Origin of the sequence: Phaeacidiphilus oryzae TH49 (assembly GCF_000744815.1) — a bacterium.
Taxonomy (GTDB): Bacteria; Actinomycetota; Actinomycetes; order Streptomycetales; family Streptomycetaceae; genus Phaeacidiphilus; species Phaeacidiphilus oryzae.
The window spans coordinates 5321768-5344402 of sequence record NZ_JQMQ01000005.1; the positions used below are offsets into that span (position 1 = coordinate 5321768).

Sequence of the window (22635 nt, forward strand, 5' to 3'; positions counted from 1 at the left end):
GCCCGGACCCCCTTCCCCGTACGCTCCCCGTGTCGGCCGGCGGATCGGTGCCCCTCGTCGGCGGCGCCGTTCCCCCCTGTCGCGGCACCGAAGTTACTTTCGGGGCGGGTGGTGCGGACCGATTTCCGAGTCACTTCACTCATAAGGGTGGTCCGGTCCCGGCTTCCCTGCGGCGCACCTTGGAAAGCCCACGGACCAGGTTCTCCCGCGAGGTTGACGCCCTCCCCGAGAGGCCCCGGAGGAGGCCCGGCCGCGGGCCCGCCGGCCGGTCGCGCCGGACCCTCCGGCCGCCCCGGTGTGACCTGTGTCCCACCGCTGCCGGGCCGGGCTTCCCGCGCTGCCCGCCGCCGATCCCCCGCGCGGTAACCTCGTCTGGTGCCCAGCAAGCTCAGCGAACCCGTGTCCGGCTCCCACCCCGCCCCCGCCCCTCCGCTCTCCGCGGTGCTGGGCGCGCTCGGCGAGCGCTATCCGGCGGCCTGGGCGGAGTCCTGGGACGCCGTCGGCCTGGTCTGCGGCGACCCCGCGGCGCCGGTCCGCCGGGTGCTGTTCGCGGTGGACCCGGTGCGGCAGGTCGCCGAGGAGGCGGTCGCCTTCGGCGCCGACCTGGTGATCACCCACCATCCCCTCTACCTTCGCGGCACCACGACCGTCGCCGCGACCGGCTTCAAGGGCCGCGTCCTCCACACCCTGATCCGCGCCGGCGAGCACGGCATCGCCCTGTGGACCGCGCACACCAACGCCGACTCCGCCGACCCGGGCGTCTCGGACGCCCTCGCCGAGGCGATCGGCCTCCGGGTCACCGGCCCGCTGGTGCCCGACCCGACGGACCCGGCCGGGCGCCGCGGCACCGGCCGGATCGGCGAACTCCCGTCCGCCGAACCGCTGGCCGCCTTCGCCCGCCGGGTGGCCGCCGGACTCCCGGCGACCGCAGCCGGGGTACGGGTGGCCGGCGACCCGGAGCGCCCGATCCGCCGGGTCGCCGTCTGCGGCGGCTCGGGCGACTCCTTCTTCGACCAGGTCCGCGCGGCCGAGGTGGACGCCTACGTCACCGCGGACCTGCGCCACCACCCGGCGTCCGAGGCCGCCGAGCACTCCGTCCCCGGCGACCGCCCGGCCCCCGCGCTGGTCGACGCCGCCCACTGGGCCACCGAGTGGCCGTGGCTGCGGCTGGCCGAGCGCGAGCTCCAGCAGATCGCCGAGAAGCACGGCTGGCAGCTGGAGACCAGGGTCTCCACCCAGGTCACCGACCCGTGGACGCTGCACGCGCCGATGCCGGCGGCCGAGGCCGGCCCGGCCGCCTGATCCCGACCAACCGCCCCACCTCACCCAAGGAGCACCCGCTGAACGCCGCGCCCGCCGACCAGAACCGCCTGCTCGACCTGCAGGCCCTCGACTCCCGCCTCGACCAGCTTGCCCACCGCCGCAAGTCGCTGCCCGAGCACGCCGAGATCGAGCAGCGCGGCTCCGAAGTCACCCAGCTGCGCGACCTCGTGGTCGCCGCCCGTACCCAGCTCACCGATACCGAGCGCGAGCAGACCAAGGCCGAGCAGGACGTGGAGCAGGTGCGCAACCGCGCCGCCCGCGACCAGAAGCGCCTCGACTCCGGCGCCGTCACCTCGCCCAAGGACCTCGCCAACCTGCAGAGCGAGATCGCCTCGCTGGCCAAGCGCCAGTCCGACCTGGAGGACGTGGTCCTCGAGGTGATGGAGCGCCTGGAGTCCGCGCAGACCCGGGTCACCGAGATGACCGCCCGCAAGGAGCACGCCGAGCGCTCCCTCGCCGAGGCCGAGGAGCGCCGGGACGCCGCCACCGCCGAGATCGACGCCGAGCGCGGCAAGGTCGAGCGCGAGCGCGAGACCGTCGCCGCGGTCATCCCGGCCGACCTGATGAAGCTCTACCAGCGGCTGCGCGAGCAGCAGGGCGGCATCGGCGCGGCCCGGCTCTACCAGCGGCGCTGCGAGGGCTGCCGGGTCGAGCTGTCCATGGCCGACCTCAACGCCGTGCGGGCCGCGGCCGCCGACGAGGTCCTCCGCTGCGAGAACTGCCAGCGGATCCTGGTCCGCACGGGCGAGTCGGGCCTCTGACCATGTCCGCCTCCGGGCCGGACGCCCGCGGGCCGGAGGTCTCCGGGCCGGGCCGCCGGCTGGTCGTCGAGGCGGACGGCGGCTCGCGCGGCAACCCCGGCCCGGCCGGCTACGGCGCGCTGGTGCGGGACGCGGAGAGCGGTGAACTCCTCGCCGAGGAATGGGAGTTCCTCGGCGTCCGGACCAACAACCAGGCCGAGTACCAGGGCCTGATCGCCGGCCTGCGGGCGGCCCACACCGTCGATCCGGCGGCGGCGGTCACCGTCCGGATGGACTCCCGGCTGGTCGTCGAGCAGATGTCCGGCCGCTGGCGGATCTGGAACGAGACCCTCCGCGCCCTCGCCGCCGAGGCCCGCGCGGTCCACCCGCCCGAGGCGGTCGGCTACGAGTGGATCCCGCGCAAGCAGAACAAGCACGCCGACCGCCTCGCCAACCGCGCCATGGACGCGGGCGCGAAGCGCGGGCGCAGGGCGCCGCAGGCCACCGGGGTCGCCGGGACAGCCGCGGCCGCCGGGACCGCCGGGACAGCCGGGGCCGCCGCGGCCGCGTCGGAGCCGGGCCCGAGGGTGGTGGCCACCACCTTCCTCCTCCTCCGCCACGGCGCGACCGCCGTCACCGCGGAGAAACGCTTCTCTGGGATCGGCGACCCGCCCCTCGCCGCCGAGGGCCGCCGCCAGGCCGCCCGCGCCGCCGAGTCCGTCGCCACCGCCTACCCCGCGCCCGACGTCGTGATCAGCTCACCCCTGGCCCGCTGCCGCGCCACCGCCCAGGTGGCCGCCGACCGGCTCGGCGGGCTTCCGGTACTGGTCGAACCCGACCTCCGCGAGACCGACTTCGGCGCCTGGGAGGGCCTCACCTTCGCCGAGGCCGCACGGGAGCATCCAGCCGCGATGGAGGCCTGGCTCAACGACCCGGACGCGGCCCCGCCGGCCGGCGAGAGCTTCACCGAGGTCACCGAGCGCGTCGCGGCGGCCCGCGACCGCCTCCTCGCCGCGCACACCGGCCGGACCCTCCTGATCGTCAGCCACGTCACCCCGATCAAGACCCTGGTCCGCCTGGCCCTCGCCGCCGGCCCCGAGGCCCTCTACCGCATCGAACTGGCCGCCGCGTCCCTCACGGACCTCCGCTACTACTCCGACGGCCCGGTCTCCCTCCGCACCCTCAACGACACCGCGCACCTGCGCTGACGAGCCCGGCTCCCGAGCCCCGCGCAGGCTGCGGGGGATGCCCCGGGGCTAGATCTCCGAGACCACCACGTCCAGCGGGACGATTCCGCTCGGTGTCGCGGGGCCGACCTCTACCGTGTGCTTCAAGTCCCTCAGGGCGACGACGAGTTCGTCCGGTGAGACCGGGTCCGCGCCCGACTCCAGCAGGGCGCGCAGCAGCCGTCCCTTGGTCGCCTTGTTGAAGTGGCTGACGACCGAGCGCTTCAGCACCCCGCCGACCTCGCGCTCGTGGAGCACCCGCACGGTCGCCGTCCGCCGGGCGACCTCGCCGGCCGGCTTCCAGGCCGCCGCGTAGGCGCCGGAGCGGAGGTCGAGCACCAGGCCGTCGCCCGAGGCCGCCGGCAGGGTGTCCGCAAGCGGCCGCTTCCAGTACGCGGCCAGCCCCTGCGGCTTCCCGCCCGGCCCCACCGGCAGGCCCTTGACCCCGATCGAGCAGCGGTACGGCGGCACCCGGTCGTCCAGCCGCAGCGCGCCCCACAGTCCGGAGGCGACCAGCACGGACGAGGTCGCCCGCCGCCGCGCCTCCGGCCCGAGGGTGGCCAGTTCGAGGGCGTCGTACAGCACGCCGGTGTAGAGCTCGGCCGCCGGCAGCGTCGCCGCCTCCCGTAGTGCGGCGTTCCGCGCCAGCTCACCGGCCTGCCCCGGGCTCAGCCCGAGGACGTCCAGGGCCTGCTGCCCGCCCTCGGCGGACAGCGCGACCAGCGCGTCCAGCACCCGTTCCCGCGCCTCCCGCAGCCCCGGCAGCGACAGCCCGGCCGGATCCAGCCGCGGGCCCCCGCCCGTTCCGGCCTTCCCCTCCGACGGCGGCAACAGGACCAGCACGGCAGCGCTCCTCAGAATCTCCGGACGACCGATCCACGGTACCGGACCAACAACCGGCAACAGCAACGCACGAACCCGGTGTGCTCTCTTGACCCGTCCTGTGTGCTGCGCTTCTGTGTTCTTTACGTTCTGCACAAAGCGCACCAGCACCAGCACCTCCCGCTCACACCACATCTGGCACCGGCAGGAGAACCATGCGCATGCGCACTTCCCACCCCCAGCGCCACCCCCGTCGCAGGCGGCGCACCGCCGCCGCCCTCCTCGCCTCCGCGGCCCTCACCGCGGCCCCCCTGATCGGCCTGACCGCCGCTCAGATCGCGAGCCCGACCCCCGCCGCCGCCCTCGACAACGGCCTGGCCCGCACGCCCCCCATGGGCTGGAACGACTGGAACGCCTTCGGCTGCAAGGTCAGCGCGAGCCTGGTCGAGCAGACCGCCGACAAGATCGTCTCCAGCGGGATGAAGGCCGCCGGCTACCAGTACGTCAACATCGACGACTGCTGGATGAGCCCCGACCGCAGCGCCACCGGCCACCTCGTCCCGGACCCGGCCAAGTTCCCGGACGGCATCAAGCCGGTCGCCGACTACGTCCACAGCAAGGGCCTGAAGCTCGGCATCTACGAGACGGCCGGCACCAAGACCTGCGCCGGCTTCCCGGCCAGCCTCGGCCACGAGCAGACCGACGCCCAGGACTTCGCCGACTGGGGCGTCGACTACCTCAAGTACGACAACTGCAACAACCAGGGCCTGCCCGCCGAGCCGCGCTACACGACCATGCGGGACGCCTTGGCCGCCACCGGCCGCCCGATCCTCTACAGCCTCTGCTCCTGGGGCCAGGAGTCGGTGTGGACCTGGGGGGCCGCGATCGGCAACTCCTGGCGCACCACCGGCGACATCCGCCCGACCTTCTCCTCGATGCTGTCGATCTTCCACCAGAACGTCGGCCTGGCCCAGTACGCCGGCCCCGGCGCCTGGAACGACCCCGACATGCTGGAGGTCGGCAACGGGATGAGCGCGACCGAGGACCGCAGCGAGTTCTCGCTCTGGTCCGAGATGGCCGCGCCCCTCCTCTCCGGCACCGATCTGCGCAGCGCCTCGGCGCAGACCCTCTCGATCTACACCAACAAGGACGTCATCGCCGTCGACCAGGACCCGCTGGGCAAGCAGGGCACCGAGGTCGCCTCCCAGAACGGCCTGGACGTGCTGGCCAAGCCGCTCGCCGACGGCAGCGTCGCGGTGGCCCTCTTCAACGAGAACGCCGCCCCGGCCACCATCTCCACCACCGCGGCCGCGGTCGGCCTCCCGCACGCCGCCTCCTACGCCCTCAAGGATCTGTGGAGCAAGCGGACCACCTCCTCCGGCGGCCGGATCTCCGCGAACGTCCCCGGCCACGGCACGGTGATGTACCGGGTGCGCGGCGAGAACGCACCGGCGTACCCGTCCAACACGGTGCTGGACGAGCAGTTCCCGCAGATCGCCGCCGCCGGGCAGAGCGGCACGGCGGTGTCCACCTTCACCAACGACGGCCTGGAGCCGGTCACCGGCGTCCACCTCGGCGTGAGCACCCCTAGCGGCTGGAGCGCGAGCGCCCTCGGCGCCAGCGCCTTCCCGGCGGTCGCCCCCGGCGCCACCGTCAGCGCGAGGTTCCGGGTCACCGCGCCCAGCACGGCGAGCGCGCCGATCCTCACCACGGAGCTGTCCGGCACCGCCCGCTACGCCTGGCGCGACCGGCAGCTCGGCACCGCCTCCGGTCCGACCACCGAGCGGATCGCCTTCCCGGTCCAGGCCCCCTGGAAGACCTTCACCAGCACCACCGACCCGGTCCTCTACGGCCAGTCCGGCACCCGCCTCGGCGTCTACGGCGACGGCGCCGACACCTACGGCTCCACCGAGCAGTACTCCGCCGTCTACCAGCCGGGCCTGGAGCACGACGGCTCGACGACCACCGTCGAGGTCACCGCGCAGGCGGACACCAACGAGTGGGCCAAGTCCGGGATCATGGTCCGCAACGACGTCACCAAGCCCGGCTCGGCCGCGGGCTACGTGATCCTGGTGGCCACCCCCGGCGACGGCTACGCCCTCCAGTGGGACAGCGACGGCAACGGCCAGCTGGACCAGAACATCAACGTCAACCAGGGCGCCGGCACCGGGGTCGGCTCGACGGTCTACCCGGTCTGGCTGCGGCTGACCCGCTCCGGCGACAGCTACACCGGCGCGTACTCCACCGACGGCACCAACTGGACCACCATCGGCACGGCCACCGCGCCGGGTGCCGCCGCGAACCAGGACACCGCCCTCTTCACCACCTCGCACGAGGCGGGCCTGCCGGGCGAGGCCGACTTCGACCACTTCACCCAGAACTAGGAACCGCGCGCACGACGACGGGTCCGGCCGCCTCGGCCGGGCCCGTCAGCCTGTGCAGAGGGTCAGCAGGACGAACTGCACGCAACCCGCCGGGTCGGTCCGCGTCGTGGTGGGGCTCGTGGTGGGAGCCGTGGTGGGAGCCGGTGTCGGCTTTGCCGAGGCGGGTGCGGACGCGGGCGCCGAGGGAGGCGTCGAGGCGGGCGGGGTCGCCGTCGAGCTCGGCGCCGCGGGCGGCGTAGGCGTCGCCGTCGGCTTCGGCGTGGCGGTCGCGGTCGCGGTCCGCGTCGGCTTCGGTGTCGACGACGACGGCGGTGGCTGGGGCGCGGGGGAGGCCGGCGCTGTCGAGCCGGCCCCGGTGCTCGGTGCCGTGGCCGTCGACGGCGTTGCCGAACTCCCGCTGGGGGAAGTTGAGTTGGAGGTCGGCGGGGCGGCGGGGGACGAGGCCGTGGGAGCACTGGAGGGCGCGGCCGACGCCCGGGCAGAGGCGGCCGCTGTCGGTGGCACCGCCGAGGCGCCCCCCGTCCGCCGCCCGCCGCCCACAGCGCTCCCGTTCGTCCTCTCGCTCCCGCCCCCGGTCGCCGCCCCGCCGCCGGTACGCGGTGCGCTCAACTGCCCCCTGTGGGCGGAGCCGGCCGACTCGGCGGAGGCCGCCGCCGGCCCGCTTCCGCCGGTTCCGGTCAGTCCGAGGGCCACCGCACCCACCGCCGCGAGGCCGGCCACTCCGGCGGCGCCGGCCAGCACCGTCCGCCGTCCGCCCGCGAATCCGTGCCGGAGCGCGTGCCGGCCGTGCCGAGCCGCACGGCCGGCCGACGCCCCGCCGCCGCCCCACCGGTGCCCGCCGCGCCGGCCAGCAGGAGGCGGGCACCGCCGCCCGCCAGCAGCGCCAGCAGCGCCGGTCCGAGGAGAGCCGGCAGCCGCCGGTTCGCCTGCTCCAGCATCAGCAGCCGGTCGCGGCAATCGGCGCACCAGGCCGCGTGGTCGCGCAGGGCCTCGGCCCGCCGTTCCGCCGCGGTTCCGCGCACCAGCCCGGGCATCCGTTCCCAGTGCCGTGCGCACTCGGGGTCCGCCGGCCGCCCGGGAAGCGCCCGCAGGAACGCCTGCCGCAGCCCCTCCCGGGCCCGGTGGAGGAGCGCGGAGGCGGCGTTCGCATTGGTGCCGAGCTCGGCGCCGACCCCCGCCGGCGACAGGTCCTCCACCTCCGCCAGCCACAGCGCACGCGCCCAGCGCCGCGGAAGCTGCCCGACGAGTTCGCTGAGCAGCGCTGTGTAGGCGACCCGCTGGCCGGGGTCGTCGGCGGCGGGGCCGGCGGTGCCGACCGCCGCCGGCCAGGCCTGCGGATCCCGCGGCAGCTCCTCGTCGGCCCGGCGGACGGTGTGCGCCAGATTGCGGATCGTGGTGTGGAGATAGGCCGGGAGGTCGTCGACCGGATGGCCGCCGGATATCCGGCGCCAGACGCGGAAGTGCGCCTCGGCGGCGAGGTCCTCGGCCAGCCAGCCGTTGCCGGTGAGGCTGCGGGCGTAGGCGACGAGCTGCGGCTGGTGCTCCCGGTAGACCCGGGCGTACTCCTCCACCGACACCGTGGCCGCGCCCGCCGCTGTGGGCGCTGCCGCCGCGCCCGCCACCATGGACGCTGTAGCCGCCGCTGTGGTCGCCGTGGACCGCGTGGCTGCCGTGGGCGACCCGTCCGGTCGGCTGCCCGTGCTGCTGCCCTGGTTCTCGTCCACCCGCGCGCGGCCCTTCGGTACGACCACTCGCGGCTGCGAATGGCGCTGAATGTCTCTGTTGTCCGGTCGACCGCACCGAGTCAAACGAGCCCTGGCGCTGCTGGCTATGACCCAGATCACAAAACCGGCAGCCGAAATCCGCGTAAGCGGAGCGGTCTCTTCCGGGTCTCCCTTTCGCGCAATGCTACGAAAGGAGGCGGAACCCCATGCCCACCCCCATCGACCGCCCGGTCCGGGCCGCCCTGATCGCCGCCACCGGCAGCTGGACGGAGACCGACGTGGTCCTCCGCTACCGCCCGGCCGACCCCTTCGCCTTCCGCATGCTCTTCCCCCCCGATGTCGGCCTGAACGAGCGGGCGACCGAGTGGATCCTCTCCCGCGAGCTGCTCGCCGCCGGGCTGAACGCCCCCGCCGGACTCGGCGACGTCCACATCTGGCCGTGCGGCCAGCACAGCACCGTGGTCGAGCTGAGCGCCGCGGAGGGCACCGCCCGGCTCGCCTTCGTCACCGAGGAGCTGCGTGCCTTCCTCCGGGCCAGCTACGTCGCCGTCCCCTGGGGCGGCGAGTCCTTCCATCTCGACCTCGACCGGGCCCTGGACCTCCTGTGGCGGCAGGCGGCGCCTCCTCCAGACAGGGGGAGTTTCGGAGTGTCGGACGGGCTCTACGACGCCTGACGGCCCGGCTCACCAGTATCGGTTGCGGTCGCACCGTCGAAAGGCGAGGCGGAATCCGGGTTCGAGACGCGGGGCGGAACACGGGTCGTCGCCCGGCCCGGAACAGAGGAGGCCGCAGTCATGCCACGCCGGCGAGATCCGGAGGAGGTCAGCGAGCCGATCCTCACCCGCCTCCGCAGCGAGGCGTGGGTGCTGCCGGTCGCCGTCCTGGTCGGGGTGGTGCTGGTCGGCGAGCTGAGCGGGCCGCAACTCAGGGTCGCCAACTGGCTGCTGCTGGCGCCGCTGCTGGCCGCCGGGGTGTGCACGCCGCCCGTGACCGCCGCCCTGGGAGTGCTGGTGCTGGCCACCAACCGGCTGGTGAACGCCTTCGTCCCGACCGCACACCTGCGGATGGAGGACTTCGCCCTGGCCGTCGTGGCGGTGCTGCTCTCGATCACCGTCTCGCTGCTCCGGGCCAGCGCCCACGACTATCTGGAGCGCCTGCAGGGCGCGGCGGAGACCACCCGGCAGGTGGTGCTGCGCAGGGTCCCGCCCGGCTGGGGCGGGATCGACTCGGCCGCCCGCTACCTGGCCGCAGACGCCGAGGCCCGGGTGGGCGGCGACTTCTACGAGGTGCTGGCCACCCCGTTCGGCGCCCGGGTGCTGCTCGGCGACGTCCAGGGCAAGGGCCTGCCCGCGGTGACCACCGCCGGCGCCATGGTCGGCGCCTTCCGCGAGGCCGGTTACCACGAGCGGGACCTGGCGGTCGTCGCCGACCGGATGGAGGTCCGCCTCGGGCGGGACAACCGGCTGCGCGCCGAACTCGGCGAGACCTCGGAGCGCTTCGCCACCGCCGTGATCCTCGCCTTCCCGGAGGAGGACCAGGACCACGTCCAGGTGGTGAACTTCGGCCACGAGGGCCCGCTGGCGATCGGCCCGCAGGGGGTGCGGCGGCTGCCGCAGGCGCAGGGGCCGCCGCTCGGCATGGCCGAACTGGCCGGCGGGATGCCGCCGGTCGACCGGGTCCCGCTCGGTCCCGACGAGACCGTCCTCCTCTACACGGACGGCACCAGCGAGGCCCGCGACCGCCGCGGCCGGTTCTTCCCGGTGCGCGACTGGCTGGAGGCCCGGACGGGGGAGTATCCCGACGGCGTCGCCCCCGCCGAACTGCTGACCCGGCTGGTCGAGGCGCTCCTCGCCCACACCGGCGGCCGCCTCGGCGACGACACCGCGCTGCTCGCCGTCCGCCGGCTGCCGGCCGGCTCGCGGCCGCCGTGCTCGGCGTCGCTACCGGGGGCGGGGAGCGGCCTGGGCTCCCTGGCGCAACGCCGGGCCGACGCCGCCGAACGTTCCGCCGGCGCCCGCGACGCAGGCGGCGCCGGGGGCGCCCACGACCCCGAGGATCCCCCGTTCCCTGGCGCCTGACGGCCGCCCTGCCCTGCGGCCGCTCGCGCCCGCGGCCGCGCCTCGGCCCGCGACCCCTTTACCGTCGCCCCGGGCCCCGGGCCCTGGACGACTCGTCTCCCGTCCCCGTCCCCGCCCTCGTCTCCCGTCCCCGTCCCCCGTCCTGGCCGGATCACCCCTGCCCGTACGGCACCGCCTCGCGGGCGGTGCGCAGCGCGCGGCCCCACCACTCCAGTTGGTCCAGCATCCCCTTGGCCGCCCCCTCGACGACGGTGGGGTCGTGCGGCGCGCCGTCCTCGTCGAAGCAGGACCAGGCGCCGTGGAAGCTGACACTGTCCCGGACCGTCATCGCGTGCAGTTCCGCGAAGACCAGCCGCAGCTGCTCGACGGCGCGCAGCCCGCCGCCGATCCCGCCATAGGAGACGAAGCCGACCGGCTTCGCCTGCCACTGGGTGTAGTGGGCGTCCACGGCCTCCTTGAGCGGGGCGGGGAAGCTGTGGTTGTACTCCGGCGTCACCACCACATAGGCCTCCGCGGCCGCCAGCCGCGGTGTCACCTCGTCCCCCCGCACTCCGTCCACCAGGTCGAGGACGTCCAGCTCGATCCCGGTCCGCTGCTCGGCGAGCCGCCGGAACCAGCCGGCCACCACCGGCGCGAAGCGCCCCTCCCGGGTGCTGCCGATGATCATCGCCACCCGCAGCGGCGAGTCGGTCTCGGACATGGGTCATCCCCTCCTCCTGGCGGCCTCCGTTCGTCGGTCGCCTCCGCTAAAGTACAACGGAGATGGCAATAATTACAACGACCGTTGTACTCAGCGAGAGAGCCGGAGCCGCCGCGATGCCTCCCACCCACACCCCCCGGCCGGAGAAGGCCCGGGCCATCGGCCAGGCCGCCACCCGTGTCTTCGGCCGCGACGGCTACACCCGCGCCTCGATCGACGCCATCGCCAAGGAGGCGGGCGTCTCCACCCGCACCATCTACAACCACTTCCCGGAGGGGAAGGCCCAGCTCTTCGCCGAGGTCATCCGCTTCACCTCGGCCCAGGTCGCGCGGACGCACATCGATCTGATCGACCGTCACCTCGGCCGGCGCTCGGTCGACCTGGAGTCCGACCTCGCCGGCCTCGCCCTCGACCTGGCCGCCTCCGCGACCCAGGAGGAGGTCGCCCCGCACTTCGCGCTGGTCCGCCAGATCATCGCCGAGGCCGAGCACCTCCCGCCGGACGTCCTCGCCGAATGGCGCCGGATCGGCCCCGGGTCCGTCGGCCGCGCGCTGGCCGACCGCCTCGCCGACCTGTCCTCCCGCGGCCTCCTCGACGTCCCCGACCCGGCCCTCGCCGCCCGCCACTTCCTCCAGCTCACCAGCGCCGAGCTCACCCAGCGCAGCTTCTACGGCGTCTTCCCGGTCTCCGACGCGGAGGCCGAGACCGTGGTCGCCGCCGGCGTCCACGCCTTCCTCCGCGTCTACGCCCCGGCGAAGACCCGGGTCGAGACGGCTTAGCCGACCACCGGCCAGTCGGAGGTCTCGAGCACGAAGTCCGTCCCGCCGGCCGCCGCCCCGGTGACGGCTGGGGCACCGCCCTCGACCAGCTATCCTGTTCCGCACGGCGGACGAGCCGGCCGGGCGGTCGCGTCGGGTCCCTTCGGGACCCGCCGAGGAACGTCCGGGCTCCACAGGGCAGGGTGGTGGGTAACGCCCACCCGGGGTGACCCGCGGGACAGTGCCACAGAAAACAGACCGCCGGGCTTCCTCGGAAGCCAGGTAAGGGTGAAACGGTGGTGTAAGAGACCACCAGCGTCCGGGGTGACCCGGACGGCTAGGTAAACCCCACTCGGAGCAAGGTCAAGCAAGGGCGTCGCAAGACGCCCGGCGCGGACGATCGAGGGCTGCCCGCCCGAGTCCGCGGGTAGACCGCTGGAGGCTGCCGGCAACGGCAGCCCTAGATGGATGACCGCCTCCGCGCGGGCCGCAAGGCCCCCGCGAGACAGAACCCGGCGTACAGGCCGGTCTCGTCCGTCGCCCGGATCGTGCAGGGCCCCTGAACTGCTTTGCAGCTCAGGGGCCCTTTGCGCGCTCGTGGCAGTCCGGTCGCGCCCGGGACGGGGCTACTCCACCGCGGCGGCGGTCACCGTCCAGCCCTTGGCCGAGGGGCCGTCCAGGCGGAGGTCGAAGGTGAAGGTGACCGGGCGGCGCTTGTGGGCGTCGCCGCGGAGGACCTGTTCGGTCCTGCGGTCGACCTCGTAGTAGGCGCCCTCCGCGCGGGCCGCCACGCGGAAGACGATCGGGTCGCGCGAGACCAGCGAGCGGACCTCGATCGACTCGACGGCGGCGTCGCGCATCACGGTCCGGTTGGGGGTGCGGACGCGGGTGAAGTCGAGGCTGCCGTCGTTCATGGCCCACTCCTCGAGGAACTGCTCGACGGCGACCTCGAGGACCGACCGGTCGAACCGGCCGTCGAGGACGCTGAGGTCTCCCGCGGCGGCGTCGGCGTCGGTGCTCCACGAGATGCCGGTGAGGGAGAGGACGTCGCTGCCGCCCGCCGCCGAGGTCTTGCCGGCCACCTCGAGGACGGCCTCCCGGGCGACCGCCTTCTGGTCCCAGCCGTCCGTCTCTATGGCGGCGGTCAGGTGGTGGGCGCCCTCGGCGGCCTGCTCGATCGAGGAGACGATCCACTCGCCGGCCGCGTTCTTGCGCAGCGTCCAGTACTCGACGGGGCGCGTCGAGTCGTCCTTGCGGGCGGCGCGCGCGCCGTTGCCCCGGCGGACGTAGTCGTTGAGGGTGGCGGTGATCCGGAAGGTGACGGTGTCGTTCACCTCGCCCGTGCGGTTGGCGACGTCGACCAGCTGGGCCTCCGGCCTGGAGACCACCTCCACGACGTTGACCTCGCCGCGCGACTCGTAGTCGTGCAGTTCCTCGGCCCACTTGCCGTAGAGGACGGGGGAGAGGATCCCCTTCAGGGTGGCGTGGTCGCGGGCGGTCCAGGCCCGCTGGGCGGTCGTGTACAGCCAGACCGCGCGTTGCCGCAGCGCCTCGGGGTCGAAGCTGGCGTCCGTGCTGGAGAGGGCGTCGACCCGGGCCTCCACCTGGGCGGAGCGCTGGCGCGCCTTGGCGTCCGAGCGGTGGGCCGTGCGGTCCGAGGCGGTGTTCAGACCGCCCTTCTGCCCCGCCTTCCGCATCCGGGACCTGATCACGAAGATCAGGACGAGGATCGCGATGACCACCAGCACGGTGACGAGGCCGCCGCCGCCTCCGTGGCCGCCGACGAAGCCGATGCCGCCGGATCCGGGCACGTGGTAGCCGCCCCCGCCGCCGATGTGGCCGCCGCCGATATGACCGCCGCCGCCGCTGTGACCGCCCCCGCTGAAGCCGTGACTGCCGCTCCCACCGCGGGCGTACGCTGCGGTCGGGCTGGCCAGCGCAGCCGTGACAGCTGCGAGCACGAGTATTCGCCGACCGGTACGCACGCGCGTCCCTCCTCGAGAAGAAAAGCCCAGGAACACGGTACAGGTGAGGGGGCCCAAGGCGAGTCCGCTCTGAGCCGCCGCCGGTGCCCTGCGCCCGCAGGCGCGTACTGCGCGGGAAGCAGCGGCGGTTACCTCCGGTGCGGGACGCCCGGGAGGCGGCTCGCGGCGGAGCATCGGGCGCATGGAAGAGGAGACGATCCGGCGGCCCACGGTGCTGCTGCTGACCGCGGACACCGGCGGCGGTCACCGGGCCTGCGCGGAGGCGCTCGGCCGGGCCCTGGAGGCACGCCGCCCGGGCGGGTGCCTCCCGGTCCTCTGCCGCCCGCTGGACGGGCCGTCGGCGCCGCGCGCGCTGGCCGCCGTCGCGGGGTGGTACGGGCCGGTGGTGCGCCGGGCCCCGTGGCTGTGGGGGGCCGCGTTCCATCTGACGGACTGCGCGCTCGGGGTGCGGCTGCTGCGCCGTGTGCTGCGGCCGCCGGTGGAGCGGGCTGTGGCCGCGGCGATCGCCCGGCACCGGCCGGCGGCCGTCGTCTCGCTGCATCCGCTGACCGGCTGGGCGGCGGTGGCCGCGCGGGACCGGCTGGCCCCGGAGGCCGCGGTGGTCACGGTGGTGACCGATCCGGCCGGGGCCCACCGGGCCTGGCGGGACGCGCGGGTGGACCGGGTGGCGCTGCCGCGGGGCCTCGGGGTGCCGGTGCGGCCGGAGTTCGCCCGGGGCCCGGCGGCGCCCGAGGAGCGGGCGGCGCTGCGGGCCCGGCTGGGGGTGCCGGACTCGCGGTTCACCGTGCTGCTGGTGGGCGGCGGCCGGACGGCACGTCGGGCGGCGGCCCTGCGCGGCCGGTTCGACGAGGAGGTGGCGGTGCTCTCGGCCGGGGGCGGACTGAGCGCGGGGGAGATGGCGGACCGGATGCGGGCGGCGGACGTCGTCGCGGGCAAGGCGGGACCGGGGGTAATCGCCGAGGCGGCCTGTGTCGGAACCCCGATGCTGGTGACCTCTCGTCTGCCGGGGCAGGAGCGGCGGAACCCGGCGCTGGTGGTCTCGGCCGGCATGGGCGTACGGGTCCGGGGGCGGCGCGGGCTGGTGGCGGCGGTGGAGCGGCTGCGGGCGGCGCCCGGGCGGCTCGCGGAGATGCGGTCGGCGGCGCTCGCGGCGGCGGTGCCGGGGGCCGCGGCGGCGGCCGCGTCCGCGATCTGCGACGCCCTGCCCCGCCCGACGACTGACCCGAGGCCCGCTCCGGCGTCCGCTGCGGCGTTCGATTGGGCGCCAGCCCCGAGGCCCGCTCCGGCGTCCGCCTCGGCGTTCGATCCGGCGCCAGCCCCGAGGCCCGCTCCGGCGTCCGCGGTGGCGTCCGATCCGGCGCCAGCACCGACGCCCGCTCCGGCGTCCGCGGTGGCGTCCGATCCGGCGCCAGCACCGACGCCCGCTCCGGCGTCCGCGGTGGCGTTCGATCCGGCGCCTGGCTCCGCGCCCGCCCCGGCGCCCGGCTTCACGTCCGCCCCGGCGTCCGCCTCCGTGCCCGCCCCGGCGCCTGGTTCCACGTCTGCCCCGGCGTCCGCCTCCGTGCCCGCCCCGGCGCCCGGTTCCACGCCCGCCCCGGCGCCCGGCGCCGTGCCCGCCCCGACGCCCGGCGCCGCGCCCGCCCCGGTGTCCAGCCCCATGCCGAAGAAGAAGACGACGACTCTGATCGAAGCGGGGAGCCGAGGATGACGCCGATGGGTACGCGACGGACGGCGGCCGGACTGGCCGCGGGCGCGGCGGCCGCCGCGGTGGCCGGACTGGCCGCGGCCGAACTGCGGGTCGGCCGCGGAGTGCGGCCGGGTCGGGAGGACTGGCGGACGGCTCCGGTGCTGCCGCGCGGCGCCACCCTCCTCGGGGTGAGCCACCGCCCGCTGCAGGCCGCCGAGTTCGGCCTCGATCCGGCGAAGAGCCTCGACGAGCTGCTCCGACTCCCCTTCCAGATCGTGCGGTTGGCCGCGTACTGGAACCGGGTCGAACCGGAGCCGGGCGTCTTCAGGCCCGACGAGCTCGACCGGCAGCTGGACGCGGTGGAGGCCGCCGGCCGGCGGGTCGTGCTCTGCCTGGGGCCGGTGAAGGCGTTCGGCTACCCGGAGTTCTTCGTCCCCGGGCACCATCTCGGCACCCCGCTGCCGGAGGGCGCGCTGATCCGGCCCTCCGACCGGCCGGATCTCCACGCGGCCGGCCTGCGGCACCTGTGGAGGCTCGTCGACCGCTACCGCGACCGGGACTGCGTGATCGCCTGGCAGGTGGAGCACGACGCCGTGGACCCGCTGGGGATGGAGCACTCCTGGCGGCTCTCCGAGTCCTGGGTGCGCGCCGAGGCGGCGGCCGTCCGGGCGGCCGACCCGCGCGGCCGTCCGGTCCTCCTCAACGGGTTCCTGCCGACCTCGTCCGCGGTCGCCGTCCAGCAGTACTGGCGCACCCGCGACCAGGGCGACTCCCTGGACGTGGCCCGGCGGAACGCCGACATCGTCGGCATCGACGACTACCCGCGGCACGCGGTGGCCGGGCTGGGCCCGCTGACCGCGTATCTCGACGGCGGGGCCGCGCCCTGGCTGCAGCGCCGGCGGAAGGCGATGTTCCGGTGGGCGGCGGACGGCCCCGGCCGCGGGCTGATGGTGGTGGAGGGCCAGGCCGAGCCCTGGGAGACGGTCACCCGCCCGCCGGACCCGGCCCGCGGCCACCCCGCCAGCTGCCCGCCCGAGCGGCTGATCGCGAACTACAACCGCTGCCTGGGCTGGGCCCGGAACGCCCCCGTGCCGCTGCGGGCGTACCTCTTCTGGGGCGCGGAGTACTGGCTGCTCCGGGCGCGGCAGGGGGACGACTCCTACCTCCGGGCGGCCCGGCGCGTGCTGGAGGAGTCATGACCCCCGAGACCGGGCGCCGCCCCGAGCTCGCGTTCGAGAACCCGGAGAGCGGGGAGCGGATCGTCCTCCACCCGGACGCCCCCGCCGCCGGGGGCCGGGTGCTGACCTGGGAGCTGTTCCTCGCGCCCGGCGGGCGGGTGCCCAGCACCCACGCCCATCCGGGGCAGGAGGAGCGGTTCACCGTCCGGGAGGGCCGGCTCCGCTTCCGGGTCGGTGCCCGGCGGATCACCGCAGGGCCCGGCGAGACGGTGGTGGTGCCGCCCGGCACCGTCCACCGGTTCTCCAACCCGGGGGGCCTTCCGGCGCACGCGACGGTGGAGACCCGTCCGCCGCTGGCCATGGCCGCGCTGCTGGGCACCGCGGCGGCGATGGCCCGGGAGCGGCAGGCGCGCCGCCGGCGCCTCCCCTTCCGCCCCGGCGACCTTCTCGAACTGGCCCTGTTCATGGAGGAGTTCGGGCAGGAGGTGCGCGCCCCCTACCTTCCGGCGGCACCGGTACGCCTGGCCGTGGCGGCGCTGGCCGGGCTGGCCCGCGCCCTCGGCCGGGACGACCGCTACCGCAGGCTGAGGACCCGGACGTGACGGCCGCGCAGCCCGCGGTGGAGGTGCGGGACCTGGTCAAGCGCTACCGGGGGACGGACCGGAACGCGGTGGACGGGGTGTCCTTCGCCGTCCCGGCCGGCCGGCTCTTCTGCCTGCTGGGCCCGAACGGCGCCGGCAAGACCACCACCGTCTCGATCCTCACCACGACCCTCTCGCCCACCTCGGGGACGGTGCGGATCGCCGGCCACGACCTGGCGGACGGCGCGGCGGCGGTCCGGCGCGCCTCGGGCGTGGTCTTCCAGCAGCCTTCCCTGGACGCCAATCTGACCGCCGAGGAGAACCTCCGGCTGCACGCGGTGCTCTACGGGCTGCACCCCTGGCGCCCCAGCTACCGGCTGATGCCTCCCGGCTACCGCCGCCAGGTGGGAGAGCTGGCCGAGGTGTTGGGGGTGGAAGGGGTCCTGGGCCGCCGGATCCGCCGGCTGTCCGGCGGTACCCGGCGCCGGCTGGAGATCGTCCGCGCCCTGATGCACCGCCCGCGGGTGCTGTTCCTGGACGAGCCGACGGCAGGCCTCGACCCGGAGAGCCGCCGCTCGCTGTGGGCGCACCTCTCCGAGGCCCGCCGGGCGGACGGCACCACGGTCTTCCTGACCACCCACGACCTCACCGAGGCGGAGGCGGCGGACACGGTCTGCGTGCTGCTCGGCGGGCGGATCGCGGCGGCCGGCACCCCGGCCTCGCTCAAGGCCCGTCACGCCCGGCGCGAGCTGTGGCTGGACGCGGCGGACCGGGAGGGCCTCCGCCGTGAACTGGCCGGCCTGGGGCTGAAGCCGGAGCCCACGGAGGTGGCCGGCGCGCCCGGCGTCCTCCCGTTGCGGGTGGCACTGGACGGCCCCGGCGGCCCGGGCCCCGCCGGGCCCCAGCACCTTCTCCGCCGCCTGCGCAGCGAGTTGACGCGCTTTCAGGTAAGCGAGCCGTCCCTGGAGGAGGCCTATCTGCGGCTGCTGGACGAGGCCAGGAGCGGCGGTCCCGATGGGCGGTGAGGGCAGCGCCCTGCTGGCGATCGCCCAGCGCGACGTGCTGAAGCTGCTGCGCGACGCCCCGCGGCTGGCGGTCAGCCTGGCCTTCCCGGTGCTGCTCATCGCCGGGCTCGGCAGCGTGCTGCAACCGACCGTGGGCCGGGTCACCGGGGTGGACGCGGTGACCCTGGCCTTCGCCGGCGTGCTGGCGGCGACCCTCTTCCAGTCCACGGCGGCGGGCATGATCTCGCTCGCCGAGGACCGCGAGACGGACTTCGCCCGGGAGCTGTTCGTCACGCCGGTCTCCCGGCTGACCCTGGTCGTCGGGAAGATCCTCGGGGAGAGCGGAGTGGCGCTCCTCCAGGGGGTGTGCGTGGTCGTCTGCGCGCTCCCCTTCGGCGTCGCGATGAGCTGGGGCCAGCTCGCCCGGATGCTGCCGGTGGCCGCGGCCTGCTGCCTGCTGGGCGGTGCCTTCGGGCTGGGGGTGGTGGCCTGGCTGCCCAACCAGCGCTCGGCGATGCAGGTCTTCCAGTTCCTGATCATCCCGCAGTACGTCCTCGGGGGCGTGCTGGTCCCGCTGCACGGCCTCCCGGGGTGGGCGGCCGCCGCCGCCCGGGCGATGCCGCTGCGGTACGCCGTGCAACTGGGCAGGGCGGCGTACTTCGCGGGGCGCCCGGGCTACCCGGCCGCCGTGGGCGCGGGATCGGCGGCGGCCGCGTGGGTGGTGGTGGCGGTGCTCTTCGCGGTGCTGCTGACCGGCGGGGTCCTGGTCTTCGACCGCCGGGAGCGCGCCCGCTGACTGAGCGTCAGGGGTAGAGCCGCCCCGCGAACCGGCGGGCGAAGCCGTCGCCGGTGTCGGCGGTGACGGTCAGGTCGTAGCGGCCGTCGGAGTCCGCGGAGAGGGTTCCCTGCCAGCTGCCGCCGGCGGCCACCGAGCGGGTGGAGCCGTCGGGGAGGGTGAAGGTGACCGCGGCGCCGCCGGAGTTGGCGAGCCCGAGGGTCAGCTGCCGCCCGTCCCCGGCGTCGGTGACGTACGCCTCCGGGTGGCCCTTCGTGCTGTCGCTCCAGGTGCGGACGTCGCCCTGGAAGCCCCGCAGATAGCCGTCCGGTCCGTGGAGGTCGACGTCGTACGGGCCGCCGCCGTAGGTGAGCGCGCTGAAGTAGTCGGAGATGGAGGAGCCGGTCGCGCAGGTGTACGGCCAGGCCGCGTAGGCCCGGTGGTTGACCGTGTAGGCGGTGAAGCCGCCGCCCAGGGAACCGGAGTTGACGGTCTTGAACCAGAGCCGTCCGGTGGCCGGGTCGGTCCAGGAGGTGGTGTCGAAGCGGTAGCCGAGCGGAATCGCCGGGCGGCTCCCGGTCTCCTGGGGCGGGGTGCTGGAGGAGGCCGGGGCGGTGGCGGCCGGCAGGGACTTCTCCGCGTCGGCCTCGCTGACCAGCCGGGCCGTGTCCGGCAGGCCGGTCGGGAAGGCGGTGGGGGTCTGCGAGAGGGCGAAGGCGGCGGTGAGGTCGCCGCAGACCTCCCGGCGCCAGGCGGAGATGTGGGGCTCGGCGACGCCGGTCCACGTCTCCAGGAACCGCAGCACCGAGGTGTGGTCGAAGACCTGCGAGCAGACCCGGCCACCGCTGCTCCAGGGGAGATGACGGTCATCGGCACCCGGGGGCCGAGGCCGATCGGCGCCCCGCCGATGAACTCGTCGGCGGTGCCGGACGGCGGGGCCGGCGGGGCGACGTGGTCGAAGAAGCCGTCGTTCTCGTCGTAGTTGAGGAAGACCGCGGTCTTCGCCCAGACGTCCGGGTGCGAGGCCAGGGCGTCCAGCATCCGGTAGACGTAGTCGGCGCCGTAGGCCGGCGGGTTGGCGGGGTGCTCGGACTCCGCGGTGGGGGCGACGATCCAGGAGACCGCGGGGAGGTCGTCGGCGGCCACGTCGGCGGTGAACTCGGCGACCGAGTCGGCGGACTTGTACATGCCGCGCTGGTAGAGCTCCGAGCCGGTCGCGGCGGTGCGGAACTTCGTGAACCAGGCCAGCGGGTTGTCGTCGTAGTTGTCGGTCTCCTGGTAGACCCGCCAGCTGATCCCGGCGTCCTGGAGGCGCTCGGGGTAGGTGGCCCAGGTGTAGCCCTTCTCGCTGTTGTCGGTGACCGGGCCGCCCGCGGTGCCGGCGGGATCGATCCAACCCGACCACTGGTAGAGGCGGTTGGGGTTGGTCGGGCCCTGGACCGAGCAGAAGTACTGGTCGCAGACGGTGAAGGCGTCGGCGAGGGCGTACTGGAAGGGGATGTCGGCGCGGGTGTAGTAGCCCATGGTCTTGGTCGTCTTGGCCGGGATCCAGTTGTCGTAGAGCCCGTTGTTCCAGGCCGAGTGGGTGCCGGACCAGGAGTGGTCGAGGTCGGAGATCCGCTGGGCGTCGGTGTTCTGGGTGTTCAGGTGCCAGGGCTTCAGCACGCTGCCGCCGGCTGGGCCGAGGAGGGTCTGCTGGAAGACGTCCGCGCCGCCGGGGAAGCGCAGCAATGAGGTGTCGCCGTAGCCGCGGACGCCGCTCAGGGCGCCGAAGTAGTGGTCGAAGGAGCGGTTCTCCTGCATGAACACCACGACGTGGGCGATCGAGGAGAGGCTGCCGCCGGCCGCGGGCGCGGCGGCGGCGCGGCGTACCGAGGAGGGCAGGGCGTCCAGACCGAGCGCGGCGCCGACCGCGGCGGCGGAGCCGAGGAAGGCGCGGCGGTTGAGCGGAGGAGGGGGAGGCGTCATCGCGGTCTCCTGACCTTGCTGTCACGGGTGACTCGACTGGCCCGCCGGCGAGCCCGGCAGCTTCGGCCACTCTGGGCCCGCGGGTTGGCGCGGGCCCCGGCCCATGGTGTCCCTGGCATGAACACTTCGATACGAGCGGTCCAGACCCGTTACCGATCCGATATATCCGGTGGGTCCGAGTTGTGCGGGTCGGGCGGGAAGGGCCGCGGTAATCGCGTGGGGGCGGCGCCGCCGGAACACTTTCCGCGGAGTGGGGGCCGGGCAGGCGATTCTCCGGTGCGGTGGCCCCGGCCCCGGGAAAACCACGGTGCCGCGGACGCGGCTGTCGCGAAACGGACATGTGGCGAAGACGGATATGCGTGTAGAGGCCACTGTTTTGCGAAGGAGAAAGAATCTTGCGCCGGCGGACTGTCGGAGAAGCCGTGGACGAAGCAAAACCGTACGTCTAGCTGCGGTTTCTCAGATGGTGAGAACACGAAGTCATTGCATTGACTGTGATCTCGGCCGCACCCTAGACTCCCCGGCAAGCCCAGAAAGACTCTCGCCCAAGCCACAAGCCCAGAGAGAGTAGAGGGTACATGAAGAGCACCGGCCACTTGGCTGTTCTTACCCGGATCGGCGCCAAGTCGCAGCACACGAGCAATTGGCCCGGCATACCCCGCCCTGCGGGGGCGTGATGGACAAGGACCAAGCCCTGCTTCGCTTATCCATATATCGCAACGGAAAGCCCTGCGTCATAGGCGCGGTAAGGCTGGTCATCGCCTTCGTCTCCGCTTCGTTGCGGCTCGCCGCGAACCGGCGGGTCTCCGCTTCGCACGCCGCCGCCGGCGCCCTGCGGGTCCGGCTCCCCGCGGATGGCCGGGTTCCGGCCGCCGCGTTCTGCTTCGCGCTCGTCAGCGCCTATCCCGTCGGCGCGGCCCCGCCTCCGGCGTTCTCCGCCGTGGCGCTCCGAGCACTGTCGGCAGCGGCGCTCACCGCATTCCGCACGTTCGGCACGTGGTACTCCGTGCCTGCTCGTCCACCGTCGTCCCGGTTCTCGATGCCGGCCCCCTGGAGGGCCGCGGTCCCGAGACCGTGAGCGGACGCCGCCCGGCTGCGGCCGGCTCCGCGGCGTGACCCGACGAGCTACGACGTCTCTCTTTCCACGGGGTGTGTCACCCCGGGCGGCCTGCGGCCCTCGATGCCGCGGCCGGAATCGACACGGGGGTTCTGTTTCTGGTCTGTGATCGCGCACGCCGCAGGAACTGCGGTGCGGCGCCCGTCTGCCTGCCCACCGCCCGACCCATCCCGCGGTGGTCATCCGGAATCCTGGAATCAGAGAAGGGGGAAGCACATGGACAGCCGCCGGCTTGTGCCAGCCGTCGCTCGGGGGGTGAATCCCGAATGACCGCTCCGGTCGTGAAGTCCATCGAACTCAGGCCTTTCGCGCGCAATTGCGACAAGTTCATCGTGGAACTCGAAGAGGCCATCGAAATCGCCCGTTTCGCCGAGGCCGGACTGCCCGTCGACAACTACAGCGAGCGGTTCGGGGTGGTGATCCTGAATCTCGGCTCCGCGAATTGCAGCCTTTTCCGCACCGGCAAGGTGGTGGTCAAGGGCGCGGATACCGCGGAAGAGGCCCAGGAGATCATGATGGACCTCCTCTCCCGCGGTGGAATGAACCACCTGCGGATCACCCTCCCGGCGTGACGGAAAGGACGAG

At 74.5% G+C, this 22635-nt stretch carries 18 protein-coding genes, 1 other RNA gene and 2 pseudogenes; 15 read left to right on the forward strand and 6 right to left on the reverse strand.

Annotation, left to right across the window (positions count from 1 at the left end):
* Positions 1-375: 375 nt before the first annotated feature.
* From BS73_RS27375 to BS73_RS27385, 3 genes are read left to right on the forward strand one after another with little or no spacing between them, the layout of a single operon-like run.
* A complete protein-coding gene (locus BS73_RS27375; RefSeq protein ID WP_235215558.1) occupies positions 376-1302 on the forward strand; it encodes a Nif3-like dinuclear metal center hexameric protein in 927 nt (308 codons plus the stop codon).
* Between the two features lie 38 nt (positions 1303-1340).
* Positions 1341-2084 (forward strand): zinc ribbon domain-containing protein, encoded by a 744-nt coding sequence (locus BS73_RS27380; protein ID WP_084704902.1) that lies wholly within the window; start codon positions 1341-1343, stop codon positions 2082-2084.
* 2 nt (positions 2085-2086) lie between these two features.
* A complete protein-coding gene (locus BS73_RS27385; protein WP_051940838.1) occupies positions 2087-3271 on the forward strand; it encodes a bifunctional RNase H/acid phosphatase in 1185 nt (394 codons plus the stop codon).
* Between the two features lie 48 nt (positions 3272-3319).
* Here BS73_RS27385 and yaaA read toward each other — a convergent pair whose 3' ends face one another.
* Complete coding sequence (yaaA, locus tag BS73_RS27390) at positions 3320-4132, reverse strand: peroxide stress protein YaaA (protein WP_037576930.1); 813 nt, start codon at positions 4130-4132, stop codon at positions 3320-3322.
* 200 nt (positions 4133-4332) lie between these two features.
* On the opposite strand from yaaA, the pseudogene BS73_RS41030 reads away from it, so the two are divergent.
* Positions 4333-6198, forward strand: a pseudogene (locus BS73_RS41030) (NEW3 domain-containing protein); the annotation flags it as partial.
* Positions 6199-7172: 974 nt separating this feature from the next.
* Here the strand turns inward: BS73_RS41030 and BS73_RS27400 are convergent.
* Positions 7173-8246, reverse strand: a complete 1074-nt coding sequence (locus tag BS73_RS27400; RefSeq protein WP_152617747.1) for a sigma-70 family RNA polymerase sigma factor — start codon at positions 8244-8246, stop codon at positions 7173-7175.
* Positions 8247-8425: 179 nt separating this feature from the next.
* On the opposite strand from BS73_RS27400, the gene BS73_RS27410 reads away from it, so the two are divergent.
* Both BS73_RS27410 and BS73_RS40495 read left to right on the forward strand, forming a co-directional pair.
* A complete protein-coding gene (locus BS73_RS27410; protein ID WP_051940844.1) occupies positions 8426-8893 on the forward strand; it encodes an SsgA family sporulation/cell division regulator in 468 nt (155 codons plus the stop codon).
* Between the two features lie 120 nt (positions 8894-9013).
* Entirely contained in the window at positions 9014-10297 is a 1284-nt protein-coding gene (locus BS73_RS40495) for a PP2C family protein-serine/threonine phosphatase (RefSeq protein WP_051940846.1), read from the forward strand.
* Positions 10298-10448: 151 nt separating this feature from the next.
* On the opposite strand, the gene BS73_RS27420 is transcribed toward BS73_RS40495, so the two are convergent.
* A complete protein-coding gene (locus BS73_RS27420) occupies positions 10449-10997 on the reverse strand; it encodes an NADPH-dependent FMN reductase (RefSeq protein ID WP_037576934.1) in 549 nt (182 codons plus the stop codon).
* A gap of 116 nt (positions 10998-11113) precedes the next feature.
* Between BS73_RS27420 and BS73_RS27425 the strand changes: the two genes are divergently transcribed.
* Both BS73_RS27425 and rnpB read left to right on the forward strand, forming a co-directional pair.
* The gene (locus tag BS73_RS27425) at positions 11114-11776 is read left to right on the forward strand and encodes a TetR/AcrR family transcriptional regulator (protein ID WP_037576938.1); all 663 of its coding nucleotides are present in this window, start codon (positions 11114-11116) and stop codon (positions 11774-11776) included.
* A gap of 111 nt (positions 11777-11887) precedes the next feature.
* Positions 11888-12292: RNase P RNA component class A (rnpB, locus tag BS73_RS35400), an RNA gene on the forward strand.
* An 89-nt stretch (positions 12293-12381) separates the two neighbouring features.
* On the opposite strand, the gene BS73_RS27430 is transcribed toward rnpB, so the two are convergent.
* Complete coding sequence (locus BS73_RS27430) at positions 12382-13740, reverse strand: Tim44 domain-containing protein (RefSeq protein WP_037576941.1); 1359 nt, start codon at positions 13738-13740, stop codon at positions 12382-12384.
* A 181-nt stretch (positions 13741-13921) separates the two neighbouring features.
* Here BS73_RS27430 and BS73_RS40500 point away from each other — a divergent pair, with 181 nt between their 5' ends.
* The 5 genes from BS73_RS40500 to BS73_RS27455 are packed head-to-tail and all read left to right on the forward strand — an operon-like array spanning position 13922 to position 18986.
* Positions 13922-15448, forward strand: a complete 1527-nt coding sequence (locus BS73_RS40500; protein ID WP_051940849.1) for a glycosyltransferase — start codon at positions 13922-13924, stop codon at positions 15446-15448.
* Positions 15449-15453: 5 nt separating this feature from the next.
* Entirely contained in the window at positions 15454-16626 is a 1173-nt protein-coding gene (locus BS73_RS27440) for a hypothetical protein (protein WP_037576944.1), read from the forward strand.
* Positions 16623-17207: a cupin domain-containing protein gene (locus BS73_RS40505; protein WP_037576947.1), complete on the forward strand. Its 585-nt coding sequence runs from the start codon at positions 16623-16625 to the stop codon at positions 17205-17207. The genes BS73_RS27440 and BS73_RS40505 overlap by 4 nt, the downstream gene beginning before the upstream one ends.
* Positions 17204-18211 carry an ABC transporter ATP-binding protein gene (locus tag BS73_RS27450; RefSeq protein ID WP_200886735.1) on the forward strand — a complete coding sequence of 336 codons (1008 nt, stop codon included), beginning with the start codon at positions 17204-17206 and terminating at the stop codon, positions 18209-18211. The genes BS73_RS40505 and BS73_RS27450 overlap by 4 nt, the downstream gene beginning before the upstream one ends.
* Entirely contained in the window at positions 18201-18986 is a 786-nt protein-coding gene (locus BS73_RS27455) for an ABC transporter permease (RefSeq protein ID WP_037576952.1), read from the forward strand. The genes BS73_RS27450 and BS73_RS27455 overlap by 11 nt, the downstream gene beginning before the upstream one ends.
* Before the next feature lie 7 nt (positions 18987-18993).
* Here the strand turns inward: BS73_RS27455 and BS73_RS39995 are convergent, their stop codons facing one another.
* Together BS73_RS39995 and BS73_RS40000 are read right to left on the reverse strand one after the other, a co-directional pair.
* Positions 18994-19770: a phospholipase domain-containing protein gene (locus BS73_RS39995; protein WP_235215559.1), complete on the reverse strand. Its 777-nt coding sequence runs from the start codon at positions 19768-19770 to the stop codon at positions 18994-18996.
* 101 nt (positions 19771-19871) lie between these two features.
* Positions 19872-20768 (reverse strand): annotated as a pseudogene (locus tag BS73_RS40000) (alkaline phosphatase family protein); the annotation flags it as partial.
* Here BS73_RS40000 and BS73_RS40005 point away from each other — a divergent pair.
* Positions 20767-20946: a hypothetical protein gene (locus BS73_RS40005; RefSeq protein ID WP_235215560.1), complete on the forward strand. Its 180-nt coding sequence runs from the start codon at positions 20767-20769 to the stop codon at positions 20944-20946. The pseudogene BS73_RS40000 and the gene BS73_RS40005 overlap by 2 nt on opposite strands.
* 1370 nt (positions 20947-22316) lie before the next feature.
* A complete protein-coding gene (locus BS73_RS27470) occupies positions 22317-22622 on the forward strand; it encodes a TBP family protein (RefSeq protein ID WP_037576956.1) in 306 nt (101 codons plus the stop codon).
* The last annotated feature ends 13 nt before the right edge of the window (positions 22623-22635 follow it).